The sequence below is a fragment of the Micromonospora sp. NPDC049559 genome (assembly GCF_040676675.1).
Classification (GTDB): Bacteria; Actinomycetota; Actinomycetes; order Mycobacteriales; family Micromonosporaceae; genus JBFAPK01.
This window is the reverse complement of record NZ_JBFAPK010000062.1, coordinates 12,849-35,808: the sequence shown is the minus strand read 5'-3', so window position 1 is coordinate 35,808 and position 22,960 is coordinate 12,849. Positions and strand designations below refer to the sequence as shown.

Annotated in this window: 21 protein-coding genes; 9 read left to right on the top strand and 12 right to left on the bottom strand. The window is 73.1% G+C overall.

The window, feature by feature from the left end; genetic code table 11:
- Window positions 1-600: 600 nt before the first annotated feature.
- A complete protein-coding gene (gene tyrS / locus AB0J86_RS37540) occupies window positions 601-1,896 on the bottom strand; it encodes a tyrosine--tRNA ligase (RefSeq protein WP_363863246.1) in 1,296 nt (431 codons plus the stop codon).
- Window positions 1,897-2,079: 183 nt separating this feature from the next.
- Between tyrS and AB0J86_RS37535 the strand changes: the two genes are divergently transcribed.
- Window positions 2,080-2,502, top strand: a complete 423-nt coding sequence (locus AB0J86_RS37535; RefSeq protein WP_363863243.1) for a PaaI family thioesterase — start codon at window positions 2,080-2,082, stop codon at window positions 2,500-2,502.
- 69 nt (window positions 2,503-2,571) lie between these two features.
- On the opposite strand, the gene AB0J86_RS37530 is transcribed toward AB0J86_RS37535, so the two are convergent.
- Complete coding sequence (locus tag AB0J86_RS37530; protein ID WP_363863240.1) at window positions 2,572-3,303, bottom strand: helix-turn-helix domain-containing protein; 732 nt, start codon at window positions 3,301-3,303, stop codon at window positions 2,572-2,574.
- 138 nt (window positions 3,304-3,441) lie between these two features.
- On the opposite strand from AB0J86_RS37530, the gene AB0J86_RS37525 reads away from it, so the two are divergent.
- Together AB0J86_RS37525 and AB0J86_RS37520 are read left to right on the top strand one after the other, a co-directional pair.
- The gene (locus tag AB0J86_RS37525) at window positions 3,442-5,574 is read left to right on the top strand and encodes an AAA family ATPase (RefSeq protein ID WP_363863237.1); all 2,133 of its coding nucleotides are present in this window, start codon (window positions 3,442-3,444) and stop codon (window positions 5,572-5,574) included.
- A gap of 118 nt (window positions 5,575-5,692) precedes the next feature.
- Window positions 5,693-6,616, top strand: a complete 924-nt coding sequence (locus tag AB0J86_RS37520) for a sulfite exporter TauE/SafE family protein (RefSeq protein WP_363863234.1) — start codon at window positions 5,693-5,695, stop codon at window positions 6,614-6,616.
- 109 nt (window positions 6,617-6,725) lie between these two features.
- Here AB0J86_RS37520 and AB0J86_RS37515 read toward each other — a convergent pair whose 3' ends face one another.
- The 3 genes from AB0J86_RS37515 to AB0J86_RS37505 all read right to left on the bottom strand — a co-directional run bounded on the left by AB0J86_RS37515 (window position 6,726) and on the right by AB0J86_RS37505 (window position 10,354).
- On the bottom strand, window positions 6,726-8,204 hold the full coding sequence (locus AB0J86_RS37515; protein WP_363863231.1) for an MFS transporter: 1,479 nt from the start codon (window positions 8,202-8,204) through the stop codon (window positions 6,726-6,728).
- Between the two features lie 505 nt (window positions 8,205-8,709).
- A complete protein-coding gene (locus AB0J86_RS37510; protein WP_363863228.1) occupies window positions 8,710-9,060 on the bottom strand; it encodes a helix-turn-helix domain-containing protein in 351 nt (116 codons plus the stop codon).
- Between the two features lie 100 nt (window positions 9,061-9,160).
- Window positions 9,161-10,354 carry a hypothetical protein gene (locus tag AB0J86_RS37505; RefSeq protein WP_363863225.1) on the bottom strand — a complete coding sequence of 398 codons (1,194 nt, stop codon included), beginning with the start codon at window positions 10,352-10,354 and terminating at the stop codon, window positions 9,161-9,163.
- A gap of 167 nt (window positions 10,355-10,521) precedes the next feature.
- Between AB0J86_RS37505 and AB0J86_RS37500 the strand changes: the two genes are divergently transcribed.
- On the top strand, window positions 10,522-11,631 hold the full coding sequence (locus AB0J86_RS37500; protein WP_363863222.1) for a lytic polysaccharide monooxygenase: 1,110 nt from the start codon (window positions 10,522-10,524) through the stop codon (window positions 11,629-11,631).
- A gap of 81 nt (window positions 11,632-11,712) precedes the next feature.
- On the opposite strand, the gene AB0J86_RS37495 is transcribed toward AB0J86_RS37500, so the two are convergent.
- The 3 genes from AB0J86_RS37495 to AB0J86_RS37485 form a co-directional block, all read right to left on the bottom strand.
- On the bottom strand, window positions 11,713-12,129 hold the full coding sequence (locus tag AB0J86_RS37495) for a hypothetical protein (protein ID WP_363863219.1): 417 nt from the start codon (window positions 12,127-12,129) through the stop codon (window positions 11,713-11,715).
- Between the two features lie 83 nt (window positions 12,130-12,212).
- Entirely contained in the window at window positions 12,213-13,586 is a 1,374-nt protein-coding gene (locus AB0J86_RS37490) for a hypothetical protein (RefSeq protein WP_363863216.1), read from the bottom strand.
- Window positions 13,583-14,119, bottom strand: coding sequence for a SigE family RNA polymerase sigma factor (locus AB0J86_RS37485; RefSeq protein ID WP_363863213.1), 537 nt, complete (start codon window positions 14,117-14,119; stop codon window positions 13,583-13,585). The genes AB0J86_RS37490 and AB0J86_RS37485 overlap by 4 nt, the downstream gene beginning before the upstream one ends.
- 176 nt (window positions 14,120-14,295) lie before the next feature.
- Here AB0J86_RS37485 and AB0J86_RS37480 point away from each other — a divergent pair, with 176 nt between their 5' ends.
- Genes AB0J86_RS37480 through AB0J86_RS37470 form a run of 3 tightly spaced genes read left to right on the top strand, consistent with a single transcriptional unit; the run spans window position 14,296 to window position 18,169 of the window.
- Window positions 14,296-15,024: an NUDIX domain-containing protein gene (locus tag AB0J86_RS37480; protein WP_363863210.1), complete on the top strand. Its 729-nt coding sequence runs from the start codon at window positions 14,296-14,298 to the stop codon at window positions 15,022-15,024.
- Complete coding sequence (locus AB0J86_RS37475; protein ID WP_363863207.1) at window positions 15,021-16,181, top strand: 5'-methylthioadenosine/S-adenosylhomocysteine nucleosidase; 1,161 nt, start codon at window positions 15,021-15,023, stop codon at window positions 16,179-16,181. Before AB0J86_RS37480 ends, AB0J86_RS37475 begins: the two co-directional genes overlap by 4 nt.
- Window positions 16,178-18,169 (top strand): hypothetical protein, encoded by a 1,992-nt coding sequence (locus tag AB0J86_RS37470; RefSeq protein WP_363863204.1) that lies wholly within the window; start codon window positions 16,178-16,180, stop codon window positions 18,167-18,169. Before AB0J86_RS37475 ends, AB0J86_RS37470 begins: the two co-directional genes overlap by 4 nt.
- Before the next feature lie 288 nt (window positions 18,170-18,457).
- Here the strand turns inward: AB0J86_RS37470 and AB0J86_RS37465 are convergent, their stop codons facing one another.
- Genes AB0J86_RS37465 through AB0J86_RS37450 form a run of 4 tightly spaced genes read right to left on the bottom strand, consistent with a single transcriptional unit; the run spans window position 18,458 to window position 21,525 of the window.
- On the bottom strand, window positions 18,458-19,771 hold the full coding sequence (locus AB0J86_RS37465) for an FAD-dependent oxidoreductase (RefSeq protein ID WP_363863202.1): 1,314 nt from the start codon (window positions 19,769-19,771) through the stop codon (window positions 18,458-18,460).
- Between the two features lie 20 nt (window positions 19,772-19,791).
- On the bottom strand, window positions 19,792-21,087 hold the full coding sequence (locus AB0J86_RS37460; RefSeq protein WP_363863199.1) for a M28 family peptidase: 1,296 nt from the start codon (window positions 21,085-21,087) through the stop codon (window positions 19,792-19,794).
- The gene (locus tag AB0J86_RS37455) at window positions 21,084-21,353 is read right to left on the bottom strand and encodes a hypothetical protein (RefSeq protein WP_363863197.1); all 270 of its coding nucleotides are present in this window, start codon (window positions 21,351-21,353) and stop codon (window positions 21,084-21,086) included. The genes AB0J86_RS37460 and AB0J86_RS37455 overlap by 4 nt, the downstream gene beginning before the upstream one ends.
- Window positions 21,346-21,525: a hypothetical protein gene (locus tag AB0J86_RS37450; RefSeq protein WP_363863195.1), complete on the bottom strand. Its 180-nt coding sequence runs from the start codon at window positions 21,523-21,525 to the stop codon at window positions 21,346-21,348. The genes AB0J86_RS37455 and AB0J86_RS37450 overlap by 8 nt, the downstream gene beginning before the upstream one ends.
- Window positions 21,526-21,614: 89 nt before the next feature.
- Here AB0J86_RS37450 and AB0J86_RS37445 point away from each other — a divergent pair, with 89 nt between their 5' ends.
- Window positions 21,615-21,989 carry a metalloregulator ArsR/SmtB family transcription factor gene (locus AB0J86_RS37445; protein WP_363863192.1) on the top strand — a complete coding sequence of 125 codons (375 nt, stop codon included), beginning with the start codon at window positions 21,615-21,617 and terminating at the stop codon, window positions 21,987-21,989.
- A 138-nt stretch (window positions 21,990-22,127) separates the two neighbouring features.
- Complete coding sequence (locus tag AB0J86_RS37440) at window positions 22,128-22,955, top strand: aquaporin (protein WP_363863189.1); 828 nt, start codon at window positions 22,128-22,130, stop codon at window positions 22,953-22,955.
- The last annotated feature ends 5 nt before the right edge of the window (window positions 22,956-22,960 follow it).

The following is a 22,960-nucleotide window of genomic DNA, read 5'->3' as shown; positions in this document are numbered from 1 at the left end:
CGCTGGGCACTTTTACTACGTTACCCGGGCTTTCCTCCCGTGTCAACCCGAACCCATCCGGACCAACACAGAACCACCCAGACCCCCACCAGCACACACGACGAAACCACCGCCACACGAACCAGAGGAGAAAGCAGACCGGCCTACCCGCGGAACAACCCGCAAAGCTCGCCCGGAACCCTGCCGCGACCAACAACCTTACCTCGCCCGTTCCGCTGCACCAACTCGGGTCGAACCCGAAGGTGCCGCAGCCGGTGACGGGCGCTCCACCCAGGCTACTCCCAGGTAAGAGAACCCGCCAACCGAGCGGTCACCCGCCCGGCAGGAAAGCTCTTGATCGTCCCGCGAGTCCGGCCTCCCGGTGATTTCCACCGTTTCGTCCGTTCCCCCGCGGGCAGAGAGAAAGTTACGCGCCCGGCCGATCGAACGTCAAATCGGCCGGGCGCGTTCCGCGTCACACCACCGGAAGACCGCCGCCGCGGCGCGGTGCTGCCGCCGTACCCGGGGTCCAACCAGGCCTGGGACGCCCGGCATTCCACCGGGACCGCGCCGCCGGTCACCCCACGAACGGCCCCTCCGGGTCACCCGTGACTGCGGTGGTCAGCCGGCGAGCTCGACCCCGGCGAAGGTGCGCTTGCCGCGGCGCAGCACGAGGTACCGCCCGTGCAGCAACGCCGAGGCCGGGATCTCCGCCTCCGGGTCCGAGACCCGCTCGTTGTTGACATACGCGCCACCCTCGTTGATGGCGCGGCGCGCCTCGTTCAGACCGCCGACCAGGCCCGCCTCCTTGAGCAGCACGGCCACCGACGGCAGCTTCTCGAGGCGTACCAGGCCGGCCTCGGCCAGCGCCGCACGCAGCGTCTCCGCCGTCAGCTCCTGCAACGAGCCGCGCCCGAACAGCGCCTGGCTGGCCGCGACCGCCTGGCGGGTCTCCTCCTCGCCGTGCACCAACGTGGTGAGTTCCTCCGCCAACGCCCGCTGCGCCGCGCGGGCGGCCGGGCGCTCCGCAGTCGCCTTCTCCAGCTCCTCGATCTCCTCGCGGGAGCGGAAGCTGAAGTAGCGCAGGTAGTTGACCACGTCCCGGTCGTCGGCGTTGATCCAGAACTGGTAGAAGGCGTACGGGCTGGTCATCTGCGGGTCCAGCCAGACCGCGCCGCCCTCGGTCTTGCCGAACTTGGTGCCGTCCGCCTTCGTCACGAGGGGCGTCACGAAGGCGTGCACCGGGCCGCCGCCGCGCCGCCGGATGTAGTCGACGCCCGCGGTGATGTTGCCCCACTGGTCCGAGCCGCCGAACTGCAGCTCGCAGCCGTGCCGGCGGTGCAGCTCGAAGAAGTCGTTCGCCTGGAGCAGCTGGTAGCTGAACTCGGTAAAGCTGATCCCGGTCTCCAGCCGCGCCTTGACCACCTCGCGGGCGAGCATCCGGTTGACCGGGAAGTGCTTGCCCACGTCGCGCAGGAACTCCACGACCGACATCTCGGCGGTCCAGTCCAGGTTGTTGACCAGGCGGGCGGCGTGCTCGCCGGTGTAGGAGACGAACGGGGAGAGCTGGTCGCGGATCCGCCGTACCCAGCCGGCGACGACCTCGGGCGGGTTGAGGGTCCGCTCGGCGCTCTCCTTGGGGTCGCCGATCTGCCCGGTCGCGCCGCCCACCAGCAGCAGCGGCGGGTTTCCGGCGAGCTGGAGCCGGCGCGCGGTGGTGACCTGCATGAGATGGCCGACGTGCAGGCTCGGGGCGGTCGGGTCGAAGCCGACATAGAACACCACCGGCCCGTCGGCGAACCGGCGGCGCAGCTCGTCGAGGTCGGTGGAGTCCTGGATCAGACCCCGCCACTGCAGATCGTCGATCAGGGAGTCCCGGCCGGCGGGGCCGGCGGGAGCAAGGCTGCTATCGGTCACGGTCTGGATTCTCCCCCATGACCGACCGGTGCCCGTACCCGGTTTCCCGCCCGTCCGCAGCTCACCCGCCCGATTTCAGCGGACCGTCGACCCCGGGCGACGGGCGGCGGGCTCCCCACGGCGGTCCGGACCGGGCGCCCCGGGTAGCCTGTCCCGGATTTGATCACCTTGAGGAGGGCGGCCGTGTCCGACTTGGCGACCGGGTTCGTGGCACTGCTCGGACTGCAGATCGAGGAGGTCACCCCGGACCGGGTCGTGATCCGGTGGCGGTGCCGCCCGGAGCTGCTCCAGCCGTACGGAATCCAACACGGCGGGGTCTACAGCTCGGTGGTCGAGACGGCCGCCAGCGTCGGCGCCGCGGTCTGGTACGGCGACCGGGGCGGGGTGGTCGGCGTCTCGAACCAGACGGACTTCCTGCGCGCGGTACGCGAGGGCGAGCTGAGCGCGGTCGCCACGCCGGTGCACCGGGGGCGCAGCCAGCAGCTGTGGCAGGTCGAGATCACCGACGAGGCCGACCGGCTGGTGGCGCGCGGTCAGGTCCGGTTGCAGAACCTCCCCTCTCCCGACGGCCTCGGTCGGTCGACGGCGGCACCCGCCGGGAGTTAAGCGCATCTCGGTCGACGGCCGCCCGCGCCGAGAGGTGAGCCAACCGCTACCGTGACCGGCGGACCGGGGTCAGCCGGGGTGCGGTGATCCCATCCCTTCGAGGCCGCAGGCGAGCAGGTCGAACGCCTGCTCGGCGGCCGACACGGCCGCCGGGTACGCCCGGTCGGCGCTCTCCCCGTCGACGAGCCGGCGCCAGATGGCCCGGGCCAGCACCCGTTGCACGGCGACGACCTGCGCCGCCGTCAACCGGGCGGCGAGCAGGTGCCCGAGCGGGTCGGCCGGCAGGCCGGGGGCGGCGACCGGCGGGTCGCCGGCCGGGGAAGGGGCTCGGTCGGCGGTCGGGTCGCCGGGTACGGCGGTCGCGGCGAGGGCGTCGGCCAGTTCCCGCTCCTCTGCCTCGGCGTACTGGGCCGCCCGGACGAGCAGGCTCGGCGTTTCGAAGATCATCCGGTGGTACGCGAGCACCTCGGGGTGGTCGTTGAGACCGGTCACCGGGTCGCGGCGCGCCAACCCGTCGAGGAAGTGCCGGCGCAGCGCGTCCAGCGGAGACTCCCCCGGCCGGCGCTCGCGGACCACCCGGGCCGCCTCGCCCCGGTGGTCGGCGATCCGGTGCAGGACCAGCTCCTCCTTGCTGGCGAAGTACTTGAAGAGCGTCGGCTTGGAAACCTCGGCCGCCGCCGCGATCTGTGCCACCGACACCTTGTCGAACCCGTGCGCGAGGAAGAGCGAGATGGCCGCCGACGAGATGGCCTCACGGGTGCGTTCCCGCTTGCGTTCGCGCAGCCCGGCGTGTGCCTGCATCCGGTCACGGTAACACTGGGGAGACTCGGTCAGTAACTTTACCTAGATAAGAATTTAACCGGGTAAAGTATTTTGCCGGTCGCCCCACCAGGCGCGACCGCACCGCGCGGAGCCGTACCGAGAGCTGGGAGAATCGCCATGACCGCCGTGTCCCCCGAGGCCGGACCCCACCCCGACCGGGCCACCGAACAGCGGCACCTCGCGGAGGAGTTGGCCGCCGAACAGCGGTACCTCGCGCAGGCGCGCGCGGTACTGGCCGGGATGCGCCAGACCGCCCGGTACCGGGTGGAGACCGGCGCGAACGTCGCCGGCGACGGGTACACCGCGGAGACCCTGGGGCGCCGGCTGCGCGCCGAGGCGAAGGCCCTCGCCGAGGAGCCGGAGAGCCCGCTCTACTTCGGCCGGCTCGGCTTCACCGACGGGCCGGACGCCGGCGAGCACCGGGGCCAGCGCTACTACATCGGCCGCCGGCACGTCGGCGAGGCCGCCGGAGAGCCGGTCGTGATCGACTGGCGCGCGCCGGTCGCCCGCGCCTTCTACCAGGCCAGTCGCGACCACCCGCAGGGCGTACGGGTCCGCCGGCGGTACGGGTGGGCCACCCGTACCGACCGCCCGGCCGAGCTGACCGGCTTCGAGGACGAGCCGCTGGTGGGCCCCGGCTCCGGCACCGGCACCGGTGCCGGGGCCGGAGCGGGCGACGGACCCGTGCCGAGCCGGCTGGTCGCCGCCGAGATCGGGCGGCCCCGGATCGGGCCGATGCGCGACATCGTCGCCACGATCCAGCCCGAGCAGGACCGGCTCGTCCGCGCCGACCTCGACGAGTCGATCTGCGTGCAGGGCGCGCCCGGCACGGGCAAGACCGCCGTCGGGCTGCACCGGGCGGCGTACCTGCTCTACACGCACCGGCAGCGGTTGCGCCGCGCCGGCGTACTGGTCGTCGGGCCGAACCCGGCGTTCCTGCGCTACATCTCGGCCGTGCTGCCGGCGCTGGGCGAGGTCGACGTCCGGCAGTCCACCCTGGAGGGCCTGATCGGCGGGTACCCGGTGCGGGCGGTGGAGTCCCCGGCCGCCGCGGCCGTGAAGCACGACGCCCGGATGGCCACGGTGCTGTACCGCGCCCTGTACGCGCGGGTCGGCGAGCCGGACGAACCGCTCGTCGTGCCGGACGGATCCGCGCGCTGGCAGGTCTCCGCGGCCGCGCTGCGCCGGCTCGTCGAGGAGGTCCTCGGCGCCGGCCTGCCGTACCTTCTCGGCCGGGAGCGGCTGCGCGCCCGCGTCACCGCACTGCTGCAGCGGCAGGCCGAGACGCGGGAGAGCCCCGGCGCGGCCTGGGTCCGCCGGATGAGCCACAGCCGGCCGGTGCGGGACCTCCTCGACCGGGTCTGGCCGGCCGTACGCCCGGCCGAGTTGGTGGCGTCGCTGCTCGGCGACCCGCGGGTACGGGCCGACGCCGCGGACGGGTTGCTCACCGACGCCGAGCAGGCCGCGATCGCCTGGCCCCGGCCGCGTACCCCGAAGAGCGCCGCCTGGACCACGGCGGACCTGGTCCTGCTCGACGAGGCCGCCGGGCTGCTGGACCGGCCCGAGGGGTTCGGCCACATCGTGCTCGACGAGGCGCAGGACCTCTCCCCGATGGAGTGTCGGGTGATCGCCCGGCGCGCCGCGCACGGCTCGCTCACCGTGCTCGGCGACCTCGCGCAGGCCACCACCGTCTGGGCCGCCCGGAACTGGTCCGAGCAGCTCGTCCGGCTCGGCAAGCCCGACGCCACGATCACCGCGCTGACCACCGGATTCCGGCTGCCCGCCCCGGTGGTCGAGGTGGCGAACCGGCTGCTGCCGCTGCTCGCCGTCGACGTGCCCGCGGCCCGGTCGCTGCGCACCGACGGCCGGCTGCGTGTCAGCCGTACCCCGGACCCCGTCGCGCACGCCGTCGCCGCGGCGCGGGCCGCGCTGGACCAGCCGGGGTCGATCGCGGTGATCTGCGCGGACGCCGCGCTGCCGGGGCTGACCGCCGCCCTGCTGGCGACCGGCGTGCCGGTGGCGACCCCCGACCGGCCCGACGGCGCGGCGCGGGTCACCGCCCTACCCGCGACGCTGGCCAAGGGGCTGGAGTACGACCACGTCGTCGTGGTCGAGCCGGCCGAGATCGTGGCCGCCGAACCGCGCGGGCTGCACCGCCTCTACGTGGTGCTGACCCGGGCGGTCACCCGGCTGGAGATCGTGCACGCCCGTCCGCTCCCCGCCGGGCTGGACCGACCCGACGGAGCGTAGCCACCCGACGGGCGGAAGCAACCCGCCGTGAGCCCTTGACCACAAAACCAACCCGAATTAAATTCCCTATAGGTTAAGTAGGGAAAATCGACGCCGGATCCAGACCGGAGGACTCTCCGTGCGCAAACTCCTGCTCCTGGCCCTGGTGGGGCTCGGCGCGCAGCTCGTGGACGGCAGCCTGGGCATGGCCTACGGCGTCACCTCCACCACCCTGCTGCTCGCCATCGGCACCAATCCCGCCGCCGCCTCCGCCACCGTCCACCTCGCCGAGATCGGTACCACCCTCGCCTCGGGGGCGTCGCACTGGCGCTTCGGCAACGTCGACTGGCGGGTGGTCGCGAAGATCGGCATACCCGGCGCGGTCGGCGCGTTCGCCGGCGCGACCGTCCTGTCCAACCTCTCCACCGAGGTGGCCGCGCCGATCATGGCGCTGATCCTGCTGGCACTGGGGATCTACATCCTGGTCCGGTTCACCGCCTTCGGCATCCCCCGCGGGCGGCTCGGCCGGCCGCTGCGCAAGCGCTTCCTCGCGCCGCTCGGGCTGGTCGCCGGCTTCGTCGACGCCACCGGGGGCGGGGGCTGGGGGCCGGTCGGCACGCCCGCGATCCTGGCCAGCGGCCGGATGGAGCCGCGCCGGGTGATCGGCTCCATCGACACCAGCGAGTTCCTCGTCGCGATCGCCGCGAGCGCCGGATTCCTGATCGGACTCGGCGACCAGAACGTCGACTTCGCCTGGGTGGCCGCGCTGCTGCTCGGTGGCGTGATCGCCGCACCGGTCGCGGCCTGGCTGGTCCGTCACCTGCCGCCGCGGGTACTCGGCTCGGCGGTCGGCGGGATCATCGTCCTCACCAACGCCCGCTCGCTGCTGCGCAGCGACTGGATCGACGCGCCCGACGCGGTCCGGTACGGCTGCTACGCCGTGATCTACCTGGTCTGGGCGGCGGCGCTGACCTACTCGATCCGCCAGCACCTGGCCGACCGCGCGGTCGAGTCGGCGCAGCCCACGGCCGCGCCCGAGCCGGCGACCGCCAGCCGCGGCTGACCGCGGGCTCCGGAACCGGCGGTTGACCGGCGGGTCCGGGAACGACGGCGGCGGGTGCGCCGGACGACGAATCGTCCGGCGCACCCGCCGCTTGCCGCCGGCCCGCGACCTACTCGGCCAGCTCGGTCGCGAGCGCCGGGACCGGCCCCGGTGCCGAGACGGCGTACGTCGACGCGGTGCCCGGCTCCTCGGCCGCGTGCGCCTCGTGGTACCGGGGCACCAGCAGAGCGGCCAGCGCGGCGGCGACGCTGGCGACGCCGAGCGCCGCGAAGCCGTACGTGTAGCCGCGCTCGGTGGGCAGACCGCCCGGCAGCGTGTGCGCGCCGACGATGCTGGCCATCACGGCCGCGCCGACCGCGCCGCCGATGGTGCGGATGTTGGTGTTCATGCCGTTGGCCGCGCCGGTCTGGTGCGCCGGTACGGCGGCCACGATCACGTTCGACATGGTGGCGAACGCCGCGCCGAAGCCGACGCCGAGGATCGCCATCGAGAGCATGATCTCCCACTGCCGGTCGTGGGCCAGGGTGAGGATCGCGAACGACGCGATACTGACGACCGTACCGGCGACGAGCAGCCGCTTCGCGCCGAAGCGTACGGCGAGCCGCGGGGCGAGCAGCCCGGAGAGGAACATCGCCGCGCTCACCGGCAGGAGCAGCAGACCGGCCTGGGTGACGCTCGCGCCGAAGCCGTACCCGGCGGCGGTCGGCGTCTGCACGAAGGCGGGGAGGAAGCCGAAGACCGCGTAGAGGCCGATGCCGAAGAGCAGCGCCACGAGATTGGTGGTCCAGACCGCCGGTACCCGCATCATCCGCATGTCGATCAGCGGGCTGCTGGACCGGGTCTCCACCAGGATCCAGGCCGCGGCGAGGAGTACGGCGGCGAGGAGCAGCCCGATCACGCGGACCGAGCCCCAGCCCCAGCTCGACGCCTGGGTCAGCGGTACCAGCAGGCAGACCAGCCAGGCGGCGAGCAGCACCGACGCGCTCCAGCTCACCCGGCCGGGGCTGCGCGACGGCGAGGGCGGAATCAGGAAGTACGCGGCCACGGCGGCCGCCGCGACGACGACCATGGGAATCCAGAAGAGCGCCCGGTAGTCCAGCACGGTGACGATGGGGCCGGCCAGCACGATGCCGAGCCCGGACCCGACGGCGATCAGCGCGGCGATGACGCCGACGGCACCGGCGACCCGCTCCCGGGGCAGTTCGTCGCGGATGATGCCGAACGCGAGCGGGATGACGCCGCCGCCGAGGCCCTGTACGGCGCGGCCGACGAGCATGACGCCGATGTTCGGGGCGAGCGCGGAGATCAGCGAGCCGACGCCGAGCGCGACCAGCGCGACCAGGAGGACCTTGTCCTTGCCGATCCGGTCGCCGAGCCGGCCCAGGATCGGCGTGAAGATCGACGCCGAGAGCAGGTACGCCGTGAGAACCCAGGTGACCAGGCTCTGCGTGGTGTGCAGGTCGTGCTGGATCTCCGGCAGCACCGGGGCGATCAGCGACTGGACCAGCGCGAATGCGAGCACGCCCAGGATCAGTACGGGAAGAATCAGGCGGGATGCGGCCCCGGCGGGCCGATCGGTTGAGAGCACGGAGCACTCCTGCGTTGACGGTGCGTGTGGGTACGGCGCGGGCCCGGCCCGTGGGCCGTTCCGGGACGGCTCGCGCCGGCGGAACCGCCCGAGAGCCGGCGGCCGGCCGTACCGCCGGTGGGATCCGCCGCGGGCTGGTCCGGTCCACCGAGGCGAACCGCTCCCGGTGACGGACCAGCGCGGCGTACCCGGTAGGCCGCCCGCAGGTGGCGAACCGGCGATAGTTCGACAGTACTCGTACAATCGAACTGCTGCAACCGGGCCCCGGAACACGACGGGTGCGGGCCACAAACGCGGCCGCGCGCTCCCGGCGGGCGCGCGCGGCGACGAGCAGGCCCAGCGGGGCCGGGGCCAGGGGCCGGGACCGGAGCCAGGGCCGGACCGCGGCGGACGAGCGGGGCCGGCCCGGAGACGGGCGAACAAGCGGGGCCGCCGCCGCGCGGCGGCCGACGAGCACAGCGGCCGACGAGCACAGCGGCCGACGAGCGCGGCGACAGCCGCCGGCTCAGCCCTGGGCGGCGGTCAGCACGCCCGGCGTGTCGGGCGCGGCGGCCAGGACCGCGTCCAGGAGTCCGGGGAACCGGGCGTCCAGATCCTCGCGGCGCAGCCGCGACCGGACATAACGCCCATCGCGCTGCTGGTCGACGACGCCACTCTCGCGCAGGATGCGCCAGTGGTGACTCGCCGTGGATTTCGACACCTCGGGCAGGAGTTCGCCGCAGCTGGGCAGGCTGAGCACCCGCTCCCCCTCGGCGGCGAGCCGGGCCACCACCCGCAGCCGGAGCGGATTCGCCAACGCCTCGAGGACGTCGGGCAGATTCAGCTGCTCACGGCTGGGCTGCGGCGAGAGGGTCATTATTCGAGTGTACTCGAACTGTAGGGAGCGACCGCCATCCGCCGGCGGTGGGCGACGGCGGACGGCGGCGGACGGCGGCGGCCCGCGAGGGCGACACGGATCAGCGCAGCGTCGAGGCGGAAACGCCCGGGTTGCCGGCGCCGAGGAAGAAGATGCCGGGGAAGCCCCGCGTCTCGAAGCCGGTGCTGACGTTGTGGCGCAGGGTGGAGTTCTCCACCCGCAGAGTCCCGCTGCGGTCGTTGCTCACGAAGAAAACCGCCCCGCCGCCCTCGGCGGCGTGGTTCTCCTCGATCACCGAGCCGGCGATGTGTACCGTGAACCGGTTGCCGTCGGTGTAGATCGCACCCCCACTGCCCCCGCCGGGCGTACCGGCACGGGCCGGGTTGGCCCCCCGGCCCACGGCCGAGTTGTGCGTCAGCACGCTGTTGAGCACCACCCAGGAGACGCCGATGCTGCTCAACGCGCCGCCGTTGGCGCACCTCCCGCCCTGCCCGGCGGCCCCGCCGAAGGTGCTCTGCACCACGTAGACCGGGGCATCCCCGCCCTGGTCCAGCACCCGGACGGCGGCGCCGCCGAGGTCCGGGCCGGTCTCGTCGCAGCGGTTGCGGACGAACCGCGAGTTGACCACCCGGAACCGACCACCGCGTACGAAGATCGCGCCGCCGCCGCCACCCTCGGCCCGCTCGCCGGTGGAGTTGCCGTCGGCGAAGGTCAGGTTCTGCACGACCAGTTGCGGCTGCGCCTGGTCCTGGCAGTGCGAGGTGGTCCAGCCCTGCGCGGCGTCGCAGGTGTTCTGGTACAGGATCCGCCGCTTGCCGCCGCCGCTGAGGGTGACCCGGCCGCCGCCGTCGAGCACCACCCGCGCGCTGGCGTTGCGTACCTTGGCGGTCGCCTTCATCGTGATGGTCACCGGGTCGGGGCCACAGGAGAAGGTGATGACGCCGCCGGCGGCCACGGCGGCGACGACCGCCTCGGAGGTACAGCTGGCGGGGGTGCCCCGGCCGACCACCCGGGTCGGGTGGCCGGTGTCGACGGCCCGGGCCTCCGCCGGTACGGCGGCGCGGCCGGCCGGGTTGCCGTAGCGGGGTGCCGGGCCGGTCGCCGTACGGGGAGTCGCCGACGCCGACGCGCTCGGCCCGGGGGTGGCCGGACCGGTCGAGGCGGTGCTGGTCGGGCTCGCCGACGGGGCCGGCGGCGGCTGCGCCGCGCGGTCCGGCCGGGCCGAGCCGCAGCCGGTCAGGTGGCCGGCGGCGAGCAGGGTGGCGGCGACGAGGAGAGCACGGCGGCTACGCACCGGGCGATCCTAGAGGTCGCCCAGTTTGTTTGGACTGCAAATTATTGACACGCAGCGTCCGCGCGTGTGACCGTCGATATCAGACCGCCACGGGAGCCGATCGTCGGTCGCGGGAGCAGGGGCAGCTTCCGCTCGTCGCACACCGCATGTATTGCCGAGGAGCTCCCATGTCCCATCCGGTCCCCCGCAGGAAACTCACCCTCCGCGCCCTGGCCGTCGCGACGGCGGCCCTGGTGCTCCTCACCACCGCGCTCGCGGAGGTCGCCTCCGCCCACGGTTCGGCGATCAGCCCGCCGTCGCGCAACTACGGCTGTTGGAAGCGCTGGGGCAACGACTTCCAGAACCCGCAGATGGCCACCCAGGACCCGATGTGCTGGCAGGCCTGGCAGGCCGACCCGAACGCGATGTGGAACTGGAACAGCCTGTACCGCGAGGGCGTCGCGGGCAACCACCAGGCCGCGATCCCGGACGGGCAGCTGTGCAGCGCCGGGCACACCGGCGGTACCCGCTACGCCGCGCTGGACAACCCGGGCGCCTGGCAGGCGGTGCAGGTGAACAACAACTTCAGCGTCACCGTGCACGACCAGGCCCGGCACGGCGCGGACTACTACCGCGTCTACGTCACCCGGCAGGGCTTCAACCCGCTCACCCAGCGGCTGCGCTGGGCCGATCTCGAACTGGTCGGCCAGACCGGGGTGGTCCCACCCGGGCAGGGCACCCCGACCAACGACCCCGTCCTCAACGGCGTGTCCGTGACGATCAACGCCAGCGCGCCGGGGCGTACCGGCCGGCACATCGTCTACACGATCTGGCAGGCGAGCCACGCCGACCAGTCGTACTACTTCTGCAGCGACGTGATCTTCCCCGGCGGTTCGGGCGGTACCCCGCCGCCCACGGCCACCCCGACGCCGACGCCCACCCGCACCGCGGTCCCGACCACCACGCCGTCCCGGCCGCCGACCACGCCGCCCGCGGCGGGCGGCTGCACGGCGAGCTACTCGGTGACCGGCCAGTGGACCGGCGGCTTCCAGGCCGAGGTACGCGTCACCGCCGGCGCCAGCCCCGTCAACGGCTGGACGGTGACCCTGACCTACCCCAACGGCCAGCAGGTCTCCTCGTCCTGGGGCGCGACGCTCACCAGCAGCGGAGCGACCGTCACCGCCCGCAACGTGGCCTACAACGGCGCTCTCGGCGCGGGGGCGAGCACCACGTTCGGGTTCCTCGGCTCGTGGACCGGCAGCAACAACCCGCCGACCGCGAGCTGTGTACCGGCCTGATCCCGCACCCGGCCGCCGGTCCGGGTACCGCCGCCCTCCCTCGGCGGTACCCGGGCCGGAGCCTCGGACGGGTACCGGGCGTCAGCTCCGGCGGGTCGTGGCGGCCCGCCGGAGCAGCCCGGCGCCGAGGCCGAACAGCGAGCTGCCGGCCAGCACGCCGAGCGCCACCAGCACCGCCCCGACGACCCAGAGGCCGCTGCCGTCCTCGCGCGCGGCCGAGAGCGACCACGGGACCGTGAAGGCCGGCGTCATGGCGAGCGGCACGATCCACGGCCGCAGCAGCAGGCCACCGGCGACGGCGAGCGCCAGCAGGGTCAGCACGCAGCCCGCGACCTGCCACACCTCGTACGGTCCGCTGCGCGCCCCCGTGGCCGGGTCGACGTCGTAGCGGGTGTCCCAGCCGAGCCAGAGCCACCAGGCCGCCACGGTCAGGAGCGCCAGCACGAGTCCGCCGGCGAGCGGTCGGGCGGATCCACCGCGAAGGTTCGCATTGTCCACGGCGGACACGATGCCAAGCCGCCGGCGGACGTGCCTGAGTAGCGGTACCCACCAGCGTCCACCACCCCCTGCCCGGCCAGGCCTCAGCCGCGCGCCCGGCGCCGCTGCCGCCATCGGCGCAGCAGCAGGACCGCCGGCACCGCCAGCGCCACGAGCAGGCAACCCGCCCCGGCCAGGTAGTAGGGGTGCGGCGGGCCGTACGACGGCCGGCCGGCCGGACGGAGCGGAGCCGAGACCGCCAGCCCGGCCGCGACGCCCAGCTCGCTCACCCCCGGCGGCGTCTCGAAGAGCACCTCCGGCTGGGCCGCCCCGCGCCGCAGCAGCACCAGCCGGACCGCGGCCGTACCGGGCTCGTGGTAAGGGCCCCACGCCTGGTCGTACCCGTCCGGCCGGTCCCGCGCGTCCGGACCCGGCACGCCAACCAGGGCCACCGCCACCTCCGGCGAGCGCCAGCCGACCACCTGGACGAACGTGGTCGAGCGCAGCTCCGGGAACGCCGGGCCGGCCACCGGGTGGCCCGTCGCCGCGTCGCGCAGGGCGAGCCGCCAGGTACGCGGGTAGCCGGCCACCGGGCAGTCGACGCAGGTCGAACGGTCGAGCACGGCGAGCGTACGCCCGTCGGGCAGCCACGCACCGGGACCGGCCAACCGCCCGCCGGAGAGCCCGAACCGCGCCTGCGGTCCGACCGGTCCGGTCCCGTCCGAGGTGCCGATCGGCGCCAGCCAGACCTCGTCGCGTACCTGGAGCGCGAGCCGGTCCCCGGGCGGCGAGACCGCCGCCGAGTTTCCCGGCGGGACCCACGCGGTACCGACCCGCAGCCGAAGCAGCCGCCGGCCGTCGACGCCGGAGACCCCGACCTCGTCCGTGACGTAGTGTCCACCGTCCACGAAGGTCGGTTCGGTGGCGTGGACGATCCGGTCGCCCGCCGGCGCGAACGCCAGCGGCTGGCCACCCGCGCCGAGCCGGCGCACGTCGCCGCTGGTCAGATCGTGCAGCTCGCCGCCCCACCAGGCGTACCGCCCGTCCGGCGAGAGCAGTGCCTCGAACCCGGGCGGGCTGGCCGTCGCCTCGTCGAAGACCCGGTACCGGTCGGCGTCGGCGGCCACCACGGCCATCCGGCCCTCGCGCCAGCCGTCGCGCAGCGCCGGCCCGCCGAAGAGCATCGCCGCGGCCCCGGGTGGGGACTGGCCGGCGGTCGCCGTCCGCGCGGGCGGGACCACCAGCCGGCTCGGCAGCCCGGGGGCGGCCGGCCGGCCGGCGGGCGCGACGTGCACCGGGGCCGGGCGGACCAGGTACCCGATCGCCAGCAGCAGGAGCACGACGGCGAACGCGCCGGCGGCGGCGACCAGCCGGCCGCGGTGCCGGGCCCGCGCCCGGTCGAAGAGATCCTCCGGTACGGCGGCCGGCGGGATCCGCTCGGCCAGCTCCCGCAGGGCGCCACCCAGTTCCCGGCTCATCGGCCCACCCTTTCCGGTTCCCGACCGACCAGCTCGGCCAGCTCCGGAGCAAGCGTCCGGAGCCGCTCCAGCGCGTGCCGCGTCTGGCTCTTCACCGTGCCGACCGCGCAGCCCAGCAGCGCCGCCGTCTCGACCTCGGTACGGTCCTCGTAGTAGCGCAGGACCAGCACCGCCCGCTGGCGCGCGGTCAACCGGGCCAGCGCCTGGAGCAGCACCAGTCGCAGCTCGGGCTCGCTGCCGGTGACGGCACGGTCCGGCACCGTGCCGGTGAGCGCCTCGGGCGGCCGGGCCCGCCGCCACCGCCACCAGCTCGCCGACTGCGTGTAGAGCACCCGGCGCACGTACGCGCCCGGGTCGTCGATCCGCTCCCACCGCACCGCCGCCCGGGCCAGCGCCACCTGCACCAGATCCTCGGCGTGGTGCCGGTCGCCGGTCAGCAGGTACGCCGTCCTCGTCAGTGCGGTGATCTCGGCACGTACGAACTCGCCGAAGGCGAGCCGCTTCCGTTCCCGCCCGCGGTTCCTGTCGATCAACCCGATCGCCCTCCTCACCCATCCAGACGCGCGGGCGGTACGCGGCGGAGGGAGGCCCCGTCGATCTCCGTGTGAGACAGCAGGTGCCCAGGACCGGACATGGTCCTGAGCGAAGTGCCGAAACCCGACACTCACCAGGCTTACTGTCAGTGTGACAGTAAGCCTATGGTCTATTCATGTCCGACGATCGATGGGTCGCTCCCGCCGTTCTCCTCGCGGTCGACCTCGTAATCTTCACGCTGCGCGAATCTCAGCTCCAGGTGCTGTTGATCGAGCGCGGCGTCGAGCCCTATCGGGGCGCACTTGCCCTGCCCGGCGGTTTCCTCGGCCACCGCGAGGAAGACCTTCCGACCGCCGCCTACCGGGAGCTTGCCGAAGAGGCCGGCCTCGGGGCTGATCAGTTGCACCTTGAGCAACTGGGCACCTACGGCTCGCCGGGACGTGACCCGAGAGACCGGGTGGTCTCTGTGGCCTACCTGGCCATTGCCCCTCGGTTGCCCGAGCCGGTCGCCGGTACCGACGCGTCAGAGGCGCGCTGGACGCCCGTGGAGCATGCGACATCCGACGAGGTACACCTCGCCTTCGACCACCGACAGATCCTCACGGACGGCATCGAGCGGGCCCGGGAAAAGCTGGAGCGCACGGCGCTCGCGACCGCCTTCTGCGGCCCGACGTTCACGATCTCCGAACTGCAGCGCGTCTACGAAGCGGTGTGGGGCGTACCGCTCGATCCGCGGAACTTCTACCGCAAAGTGCAGAGCGTAGCCGGCTTCATCGTCCCCACGGGGCCAACTCGCAAGACGGATGGCGGACGCCCCGCTCGGCTGTTCCGACCCGGCCCGCGCACCACACTGCACCCCCCGATGACCAGACCCATCAGCCCGGCAGGCAAGGAGACAGCATGACTACGGACAGTGGGCTCGTCGTGATCCTCACGGCCCTGAACCTCGAGTACGAAGCGGTCCGTGACCGGTTGACCGATCTGCGAGTGCACCGACACAGCGCGGGCACCCGCTTCGAACTCGGCCGGATCAGTCAAGGTGGCGGCCGGGTCGCACTCGCCCTGGCGGGCAAAGGCAATCATCCGGCCGCGGTCCTCGCCGAGCGCGCGATGGCGGCGTTTGCCCCAGCCGCCGTGTTGTTCGTCGGGGTGGCCGGAGGCCTGCGGGCCAACGTCCGGCTTGGCGATGTCGTGGTCGCGAGCAAGATCTACGCCTATCACGGTGGCACCAGCGAGGACGACGGTCTGAAGGCCAGGCCGAAGGCGTGGGAAATTCCGCACGAGGCCGACCAGATCGCCCATCACGTGGCCCGGACCGGCGACTGGCGCCAGGGTCTGCCACACGGCGCCACCCCCGCCGTCCACTTCGGGCCGATCGCCGCCGGCGAGGTCGTGCAGGATTCGGCGATTTCCGAGCAGGCCCGGTGGATCAGGCAGCACTACAACGACGCGGCGGCGATTGAAATGGAGGCAGCGGGCGTAGCCCAGGCGGGTCACCTCAACCGTGCTCTGCCCGTCGTGATCGTACGGGGCATCAGCGACCGTGCCGACGGCACCAAGGCGGCCACTGACGAGAAGAACTGGCAGCCGACGGCCGCACGTCACGCTGCCGCCTTCGCCCTCGCGCTCGCGCAGGAAATGATCAACGAAAGGCCCGGAAACCGGGCAGGCGATGTGAGCCGAGACAGGAGCCGGACAATGCGCATGACGAACCGAAACATCGCCACCGGCAGTGCTCGCGTGGGGGTACAGGCCGGACAGATCCACGGCAACGTCATTGTCGGCGCAGCCCCCGACCGGCCGATCGACCTGGCAGCGAGCATCGCGGACCTGCGACAGCATCTCAAGCAGGCCCACCTCGACGGTCGGCTGGACGAAGAGACCTATGCCGCGGCCGAGTCGGAGCTGGACGCGGCATCCGAATGCCTTTCGGACGACGAGCCCCAGAGGAGGGGCGGCCTGCTCGTCGCGCTCAAGCGGTTGCGGGGTCTGGTTGCCGACGTGGCTGAGCTGGCAGCGCGACTAGCGACGATCATCGCCGTGGTGCGGGGGATGTCATGACAGCGACAACTTCGACCAACGTCGCCCAGGGAGAAGCGCACGTCGGATTGCAGGCGGGGACCGTTCACGGCGACGTCAACTTCTACAAACTGCCGCCGGACCCGAGCCCTGAAGAACAGTTCCACGCCGCGGTGCGGTATCTCAACGCGCGGGTTCGTGGCGAGGCGCGCAGGTTGATCGAGAAGGCGGTGGCCGGTGGCCATGCCACCACGGAAGTCCAGTTCTACCGGCTTATCGCGCTGTTGAGCGGTCGCACCCTGCGACAGCTTGGCACGGAGGAGTTGGATCGCCTGGAGGCCATCTGCGCAAGCCTGCCTCACCTCGACGACCGCGACGAGTGGGCAGCGGGCTTGAGGGTCACGGTCCGTTTGCTGGCTCCTGTCAGCGCAGCCGAGACGGATCTCGTGATCAAGGAGATCGACGCACTGAATCGGCGCCAACGGGACTGGATCTACGGACACCTTGAGGCGCTGCTCGAGGGCGCGATGCAGGATGAGATGTGGCAGCGGTCCGTCGCCCTCGCTGAGGCGCAGCGTACGGCGAATGACCGGTTGAACCGAGTCTGGAAGTTCTTCCATCCCACACCCGCGCAGCCGAGGACCCTGCCGGTCCATCCCGCCGACATCCCCGTCCGGGACTGGCTGTATGCCGGCGCCGGCGCGCTCCTCTTCGCCTTCGCGATCATCGGGTTGGTGGTGCTGGTGGCTGGTCGCGGCCAGCTCGGCTCCGTTCTCGGCCTGCTTGCCAGCCTGGGTGGCCTGGTCGCCTTCTTCGGCGGCGGGGCGGACCGGCATTACCGCAGGGCGCGGTTGCGTGCCAAGGACGCGGAAATGGTCCCGCCCCGCCAGCGTCGCCCCGAAGCGCCGCCCGGAGGCTTTGCCCGGAAGGTCGACCGGCTCTTCAGTCGCTACTTCGGACGGTACGTCCCCCGCGGCACCGAACGAAACTACTGGCTCACGCAGACGGCGGGAATCCGGCGGCAGCTCCGCGACGAGATAGTCGATCTCTACCGTGAACAGCGCATCGAGGCCGAACGAGTCGCCTGGCTGGTTCGATACCTGGTCAGCGATGTCCGGACCCGGTGGGAGCAGGACACCTTGACGGCATACCGCCGAGAACTCCGTGTACCCGTCAGAACCACGATCCTCCATCTCGGTGGGCTGGCAGTCCTTGGCATAGGGAGTCTGTCGGCCGTTCCCGCCGCGGTGTCGGCCGCACCCCTGGCGGGTACGGCGTGGCTCCTGCTCGCGGCGGCGTCCGCGGTGCCGGCGATGCGCGCATCGTTCCGGATCATCGCCGAGCGACGGAGGGTGGCCGCTGACCAGGCCGAACGAGCCGACAAGGAAGCTGCCCGATGGGCCGCGTACCACCGGTGGCGGCGCAAGCTGGCCGACAAGCCGTCGGACACCGAGATGGCTGCCTGGCTCGAAGGCGACCGTAAAGTCCTGGTCGACCAAGCCATGCGGCAGTACCGGCTCCGCCCCAGCCAAGTGATTACACACGCCTTCATCGAGGCACCGGCTCCCTCCTGCAAGAAAGCGCGATACCCTCGCGGACCGTGGCGGTACAGCCATTACCAACTACTGCTTTTCCTCCTCACCGAGGACGGAGTCCGACAGGTCAACATCGATCTCGACTTCGAAGGCGCCACCCACCACACAATTCAGCGCCTCAACTACCGCTTCGACGCCGTCGCCGCGGTCCGGATCGACGGGATCGCCGCGCAACGACCGACCTTCGAGCTGACCCTCTTCAACGGCGAACCGATCTCGGTCCGGGTGAGCGAGTCCGACGACGAGGCGGACCAGCACGACGAGGACCCAGCCAAGATTACACAGCTCTCCTTGGACGCTTCCGGGCTCAGTCAGACGCTGCACGTACTCGAGGGGACCGCGGCCGAGGGCAAGGAATGGGTGAAACACCGACGCCGCCGGGCGGACGAGCGGCTCACCAATCTGGCGAGCACCCTCCGAGGATCGATCGACTGAGCGCTGAGCCTCGCCCACGGAGGCCGCTTCGCCAGTTCGCGACCTCAACCACCCCTCGGGGTCACACACCGACGCCCTCCCCGTGCCGCCGATCCGCGACTGGTGACTCCGCAGGAGATCCTCGTGGGTGTGCCGCTGACGCCGCGTCGTCGGCGCGGGTGAGGATGCCGGCGGCGGCGCGGCGGCAGGTTGCGCCGCTGGCGGCGAGGACCAAGGTGTCACCGCCGAAGGCGAGGAGCAGAGCGGCGGCCCCGGCGATGGTGGGGTAGCCGATGGTGCCTTTCCCGCCTACGCCTGGGCGGTCTCGGCGGTGGGCGGGGTGGCGCAGCAGCCACCGGGATCGGCGATCGTGTTCTCGCCGATGACAGGATCGCTGTTGCAGACGCCGGTCTCGGGCAGGTCGAGTTGGACGTCGCGGGCGGCGGTCCAGTCCCCGGCGAGGGCGGCGACCACCGAGCGGGCCTGCTCGTAGCCGGTGGCCAGCAGGAACGTCGGGGCCCGGCCGTAGCTCTTGACGCCGACCGCGTAGTAGCCCGGTTCGGGATGGGTGAGTTCGTCGACGCCGTGCGGCGGCACCGTGCCGCAGGAGTGCTGGTTCGGGTCGATCAGCGGCGCGAGCGCCCGGGTCGATCCCATGATCGGGTCCAGGTCCAAGCGCAGCTCGCCGACGATCCGGTGGTCGGGCCGGAAACCGGTGGCCGACACGATCCGGTCCGCCACGAGCGTGCGGGTCCCGTCGGAGACCGCCACACCGTCGGGCTGCGGGGTGAGCCGCTGCACGGAGAAGCCGGTGACCAGGGTGATGCGGCCGGCTTCGACGTGTTCCCGCAGCCGGGTGCCGAGCGCGCCGCGCGCCGGGAGCGCGTCGGCGCTCCCGCCGCCGTACGCGCGTGCGGGGCTGGCCGCGCGGATCGCCCACGTCACCGTCGTGCCGGCGGCCTGTTCGGCGAGTTCGGTGAGGGCGAGCAGGGTGTTGGCCGCGGAGTGGCCGGCGCCGACGACCAGGGTGCGGCGCCCGGCGAACCTGGCCCGGTCGGCGCCGAGAACGTCGGGCAGGGCGTGTTCGACGTACGGGTCGGCGTCGGTCTCGCCGTGCGCGGGGATGCCGGAGCCGCCCAGCACGTTGGGCGTACGCCAGGTGCCGGAGGCGTCGACGACCGCGCGGGCGAGCAGGTCTTCGCCGAAGGCGAGCCGGACCAGGAACGGGGTGCTCTCGCGGCCGGCGGTGCGGACCCGGTCCAGGCCGAGGCGGGTCACCGCCACCACCTCGCTGTCGTAGCGGATGTGCGGCTTCAACTCCGGCAGGTCGGCGAGGGGCCGCAGGTAGTCGGCGACGAGTTGCCCGCCGGTGGGCAGCGCCTCGGGGTCGGGCGCGACCCAGCCGCTCTCCGCCAGCAGCCGTCGCGCGGCCGGGTCGACGTTGTACCGCCACGGCGAGAAAAGCCGCACGTGTCCCCATTGCCGGACCGCGGCCGCGGGTCCGTCGCCGGCCTCCAGCAGGGTGAACGGCAGGCCGCGCGCGTGCAGGTGCGCGGCCGTGGCCAGACCGACCGGTCCGGCGCCGATCACGACCACGGGCAGGTCTTCCCATCGGGTGTGCATCACAGGCTCCTCGGTCTCGGTCAGGCGGCGGGTACCGGTGGCCGCCGGGTCAGGTGGTCCGCGGCGAGCCGGACCGTCGCGGTGACCAGCCGCGCGATCGCGGCGAGGGTGGCGGGCTCGACCCGCTCCGGAGTGTCGGCGGGGCTGTGGTAGCCGGCCATGCCGGCGCCGATTCCGACGGTGGCGAGCCCGGCGGCGGCGTAGCGGCGGTTGTCGGAGGCCACCGGCCCGGCGGCGAGGGGCACCTCGGTGTGCCGGCCGGCCTGGTCCAGCACGGCGAGCAGCCGGTGGGCCGGTCCGCCGGCCTCCACGGCGGCGGCGTCGTCGAGCCGCCCGGCCCCGTCGACGTTGACCACCCACGGCGTGGCTCCGGCGGCGCGGAGCCGGGCGGCGTGGTGCGCCGACCCGAGCGCGCCGGTCTCCTCACCGTCGAGGAACGCGACCGACAGCCCCGTGCCCGCCGGTAGCGCGGTGGTGAGGACCCGGGCGGCCTCCAGGACGACGGCGACGCCGCTGGCGTTGTCCGCCGCGGCCGGCTGCCGCAGGCCCGGATGGTCGCCCACCCCGTCGAAGTGCGCGGTCAACAGGATGTCGGCGCGCCCCGCCGCCACGGCGCGGAGCCGGCCGTACAGGTTGGTGCCGGTGACGTCGACCCGGCGGATCGGCGCGTCCCCGGTGAACCAGGCCCCGCCGGCCGAGACGGCGTGGCCGAGTGCCCGGTGCGCGGAGGTGGCCAGGGCGAGTACCGGCAGCGGCCCCGGGTCCGGGCCGGCCAGCGTCGTGTACTGCCACCCGTCGGCGTCCACCGCACGGGCCACGAGCAGCCCCGCCGCGTCGCCCGCGTCCCGGTACGCGTCGAACAGGTTCGTCCCCTCCGGTACCAGCAGCCACCGGCCGGACGGGTCGCCTGTCCCAGCCACCGCGACGGGCCCGTACCGCGCCCGTGGCAGGTCGGCCGAGGTCAGGTGCGGCGCGACATCCCGGCCGAAGACCAGCTCCGCGCCCCGGCCGTCCCCGGAATGCCACCGCGCCGACGGCACCGCGTACACCTGCGGCACCCGGCGCACCGGAAACTCGTCCACCTGCGCGGCCGCACCGAGTTCGGCCAGCCGCGCGGCGAGCCAGGACCGGGCGGCCGCGTTGCCGGCGGTTCCGACCCGCCGGCCCGTGAAATCGTCGCCGGCCAGCGCGGCGACGCAGGCGTGCGCGCGCTCGGCGGAGATCGCGCCGAGTAGCGACGGCAGGGCCGCCGCGTCCGCGCGGGTCGCGGTGCCGGCGCGGGTCGCGGCGGGCGTCGCGCCGCTGCTGGTGGTCACGAGCAGCATCCCTGTGCGGCGGTGTCCGGGTCCGCCGACGCGGGGGTGCCGCAGCAGGTACCGCCCTGCGTCGGGGTGCCGCGGGAGCTAGCGGTCGACCCGGCCGCCGCCGGAGTTCCGCAGCACGATCCGACTGTGCCGGTCGGCTCGGGCAGGGTGATGTTCGTGTCCCGCGCCGGGTTGCCGCAGCAGCCGGCGGAACCGGCCACCGTCAAGGCGGCCAGGGGATCACCGGTGAACCCGCCCACGGTCTGATCGTCAGCCATCGCTCGTCTCCCTCGGGTTGATCTGTCGGTGGGGCCAGGTTCGGGCCAGGACATCGGTATGGGCGCGCTCGTGGTGTCGACGCGCCCGCTGCTCGGCGGTGGTGACTTCGGCGCAGCCGTCGCAGAACCGCACCCCGGCCGCGGCGCCGCGGCGCCGGACAAAACGCAGCATCTCACCCTCCTCATCGCGTCGAGACACTGTCTCGACGTTTGTCGAATCAGAGATTTGCATGCTGTTTCGAGATCTGTCAACCTAGACGCATGTCGAAGCAGACGCCGGAGCTGAACCTCGTCGACCTGAACGCCGGTCAGCCGTGCTGCGCTCCGATCAGCGAGCAACGCATCCCGGCCGAGACCGCTGCGCTACTCGCGCCGGCGTTCAAAGCCCTCGGCGACCCCGTACGGCTCCAGCTCATGTCGATGATCGCCTCGGCGCCCGACGGGGAGATCTGCGTCTGCGACCTCACCCCGGCGTTCGACCTGACCGGACCGACGATCTCGCATCATCTGAAGACCCTGCGTGAGGCCGGCCTGGTCGACGCCGAACGCCGCGGCACCTGGGTCTACTACCGGCCCCGACCGGCCCTCATCGCCCAACTCGCGTCCCTGCTGGCCGTCCAAGCGCCCGTCGGCTGACCGCGCCCCCGGCGCCGATCAGCGCGACGGGGGCGCCGGCGGTCGGCGAGCCCGACGTCCGGCGGGTTGTCCGAGGTCCGGCAGTCCACGCGACCACGGCAACCAGCCCCACGCCCACACCCGAACCGGAGTTTCCCGATGACCCCCGCAACACCCTGGCGGCGCGTCCTCGCCGAATTCGTCGGTACCGCGCTGCTGGTCACCGCCGTGGTCGGCTCGGGCGTGATGGCGACGACGCTCTCCCCCGACGACGTCGGCCTGCAGTTGCTGGAGAACTCCGTCGCCACCGCCTTCGCGCTCGGTGCGCTCATCCTGATCTTCGGGCCGGTCTCCGGCGCGCACCTCAACCCGGTGGTCTCCCTCGCCGACTGGTTCCTCGGCCGCCACACCCGCGCCGCCACCACCAGCGCCAACACCGCCGGGAGCGGCGGCACCGGCAGCGACAGCGGCACCGGCCTGACCGGCCGCGAGCTGACCGGATACGTGGCGGCACAGGTCACCGGCGCGATCGCCGGATCGGTCCTGGCCAACCTGATGTTCGCGCTGCCCGCCGTCGACTGGTCGAGCAGACAACGCGCCGCCGGGCACCTGTGGCTCGGCGAGGTCGTCGCCACCGCCGGGCTGGTCCTGCTGGTCTTCGCCCTCGCCCGTTCCGGCCGCGCCCCGGTCGCACCGGCGGCCGTCGCCGCCTACATCGGCGCCGCCTACTGGTTCACCTCGTCCACCTCGTTCGCCAACCCCGCCGTCACCGTCGGACGCGCCTTCACCGACACGTTCGCCGGCATCGCCCCGTCCTCGCTGCCCGGATTCGTCCTAGCCCAACTCGGCGGTCTGCTCGTCGGCGGCGCCCTGCTGCTCGCGCTCTACCCCGGCGCCGCGCACGCGGCCGGCGAGGTGGTCGTCGCCCACCCCGCGGCCGACCACCGCACCGACCCGGTTCGGTCGCACGAGGCCGAGAACGCCTGAGAGGA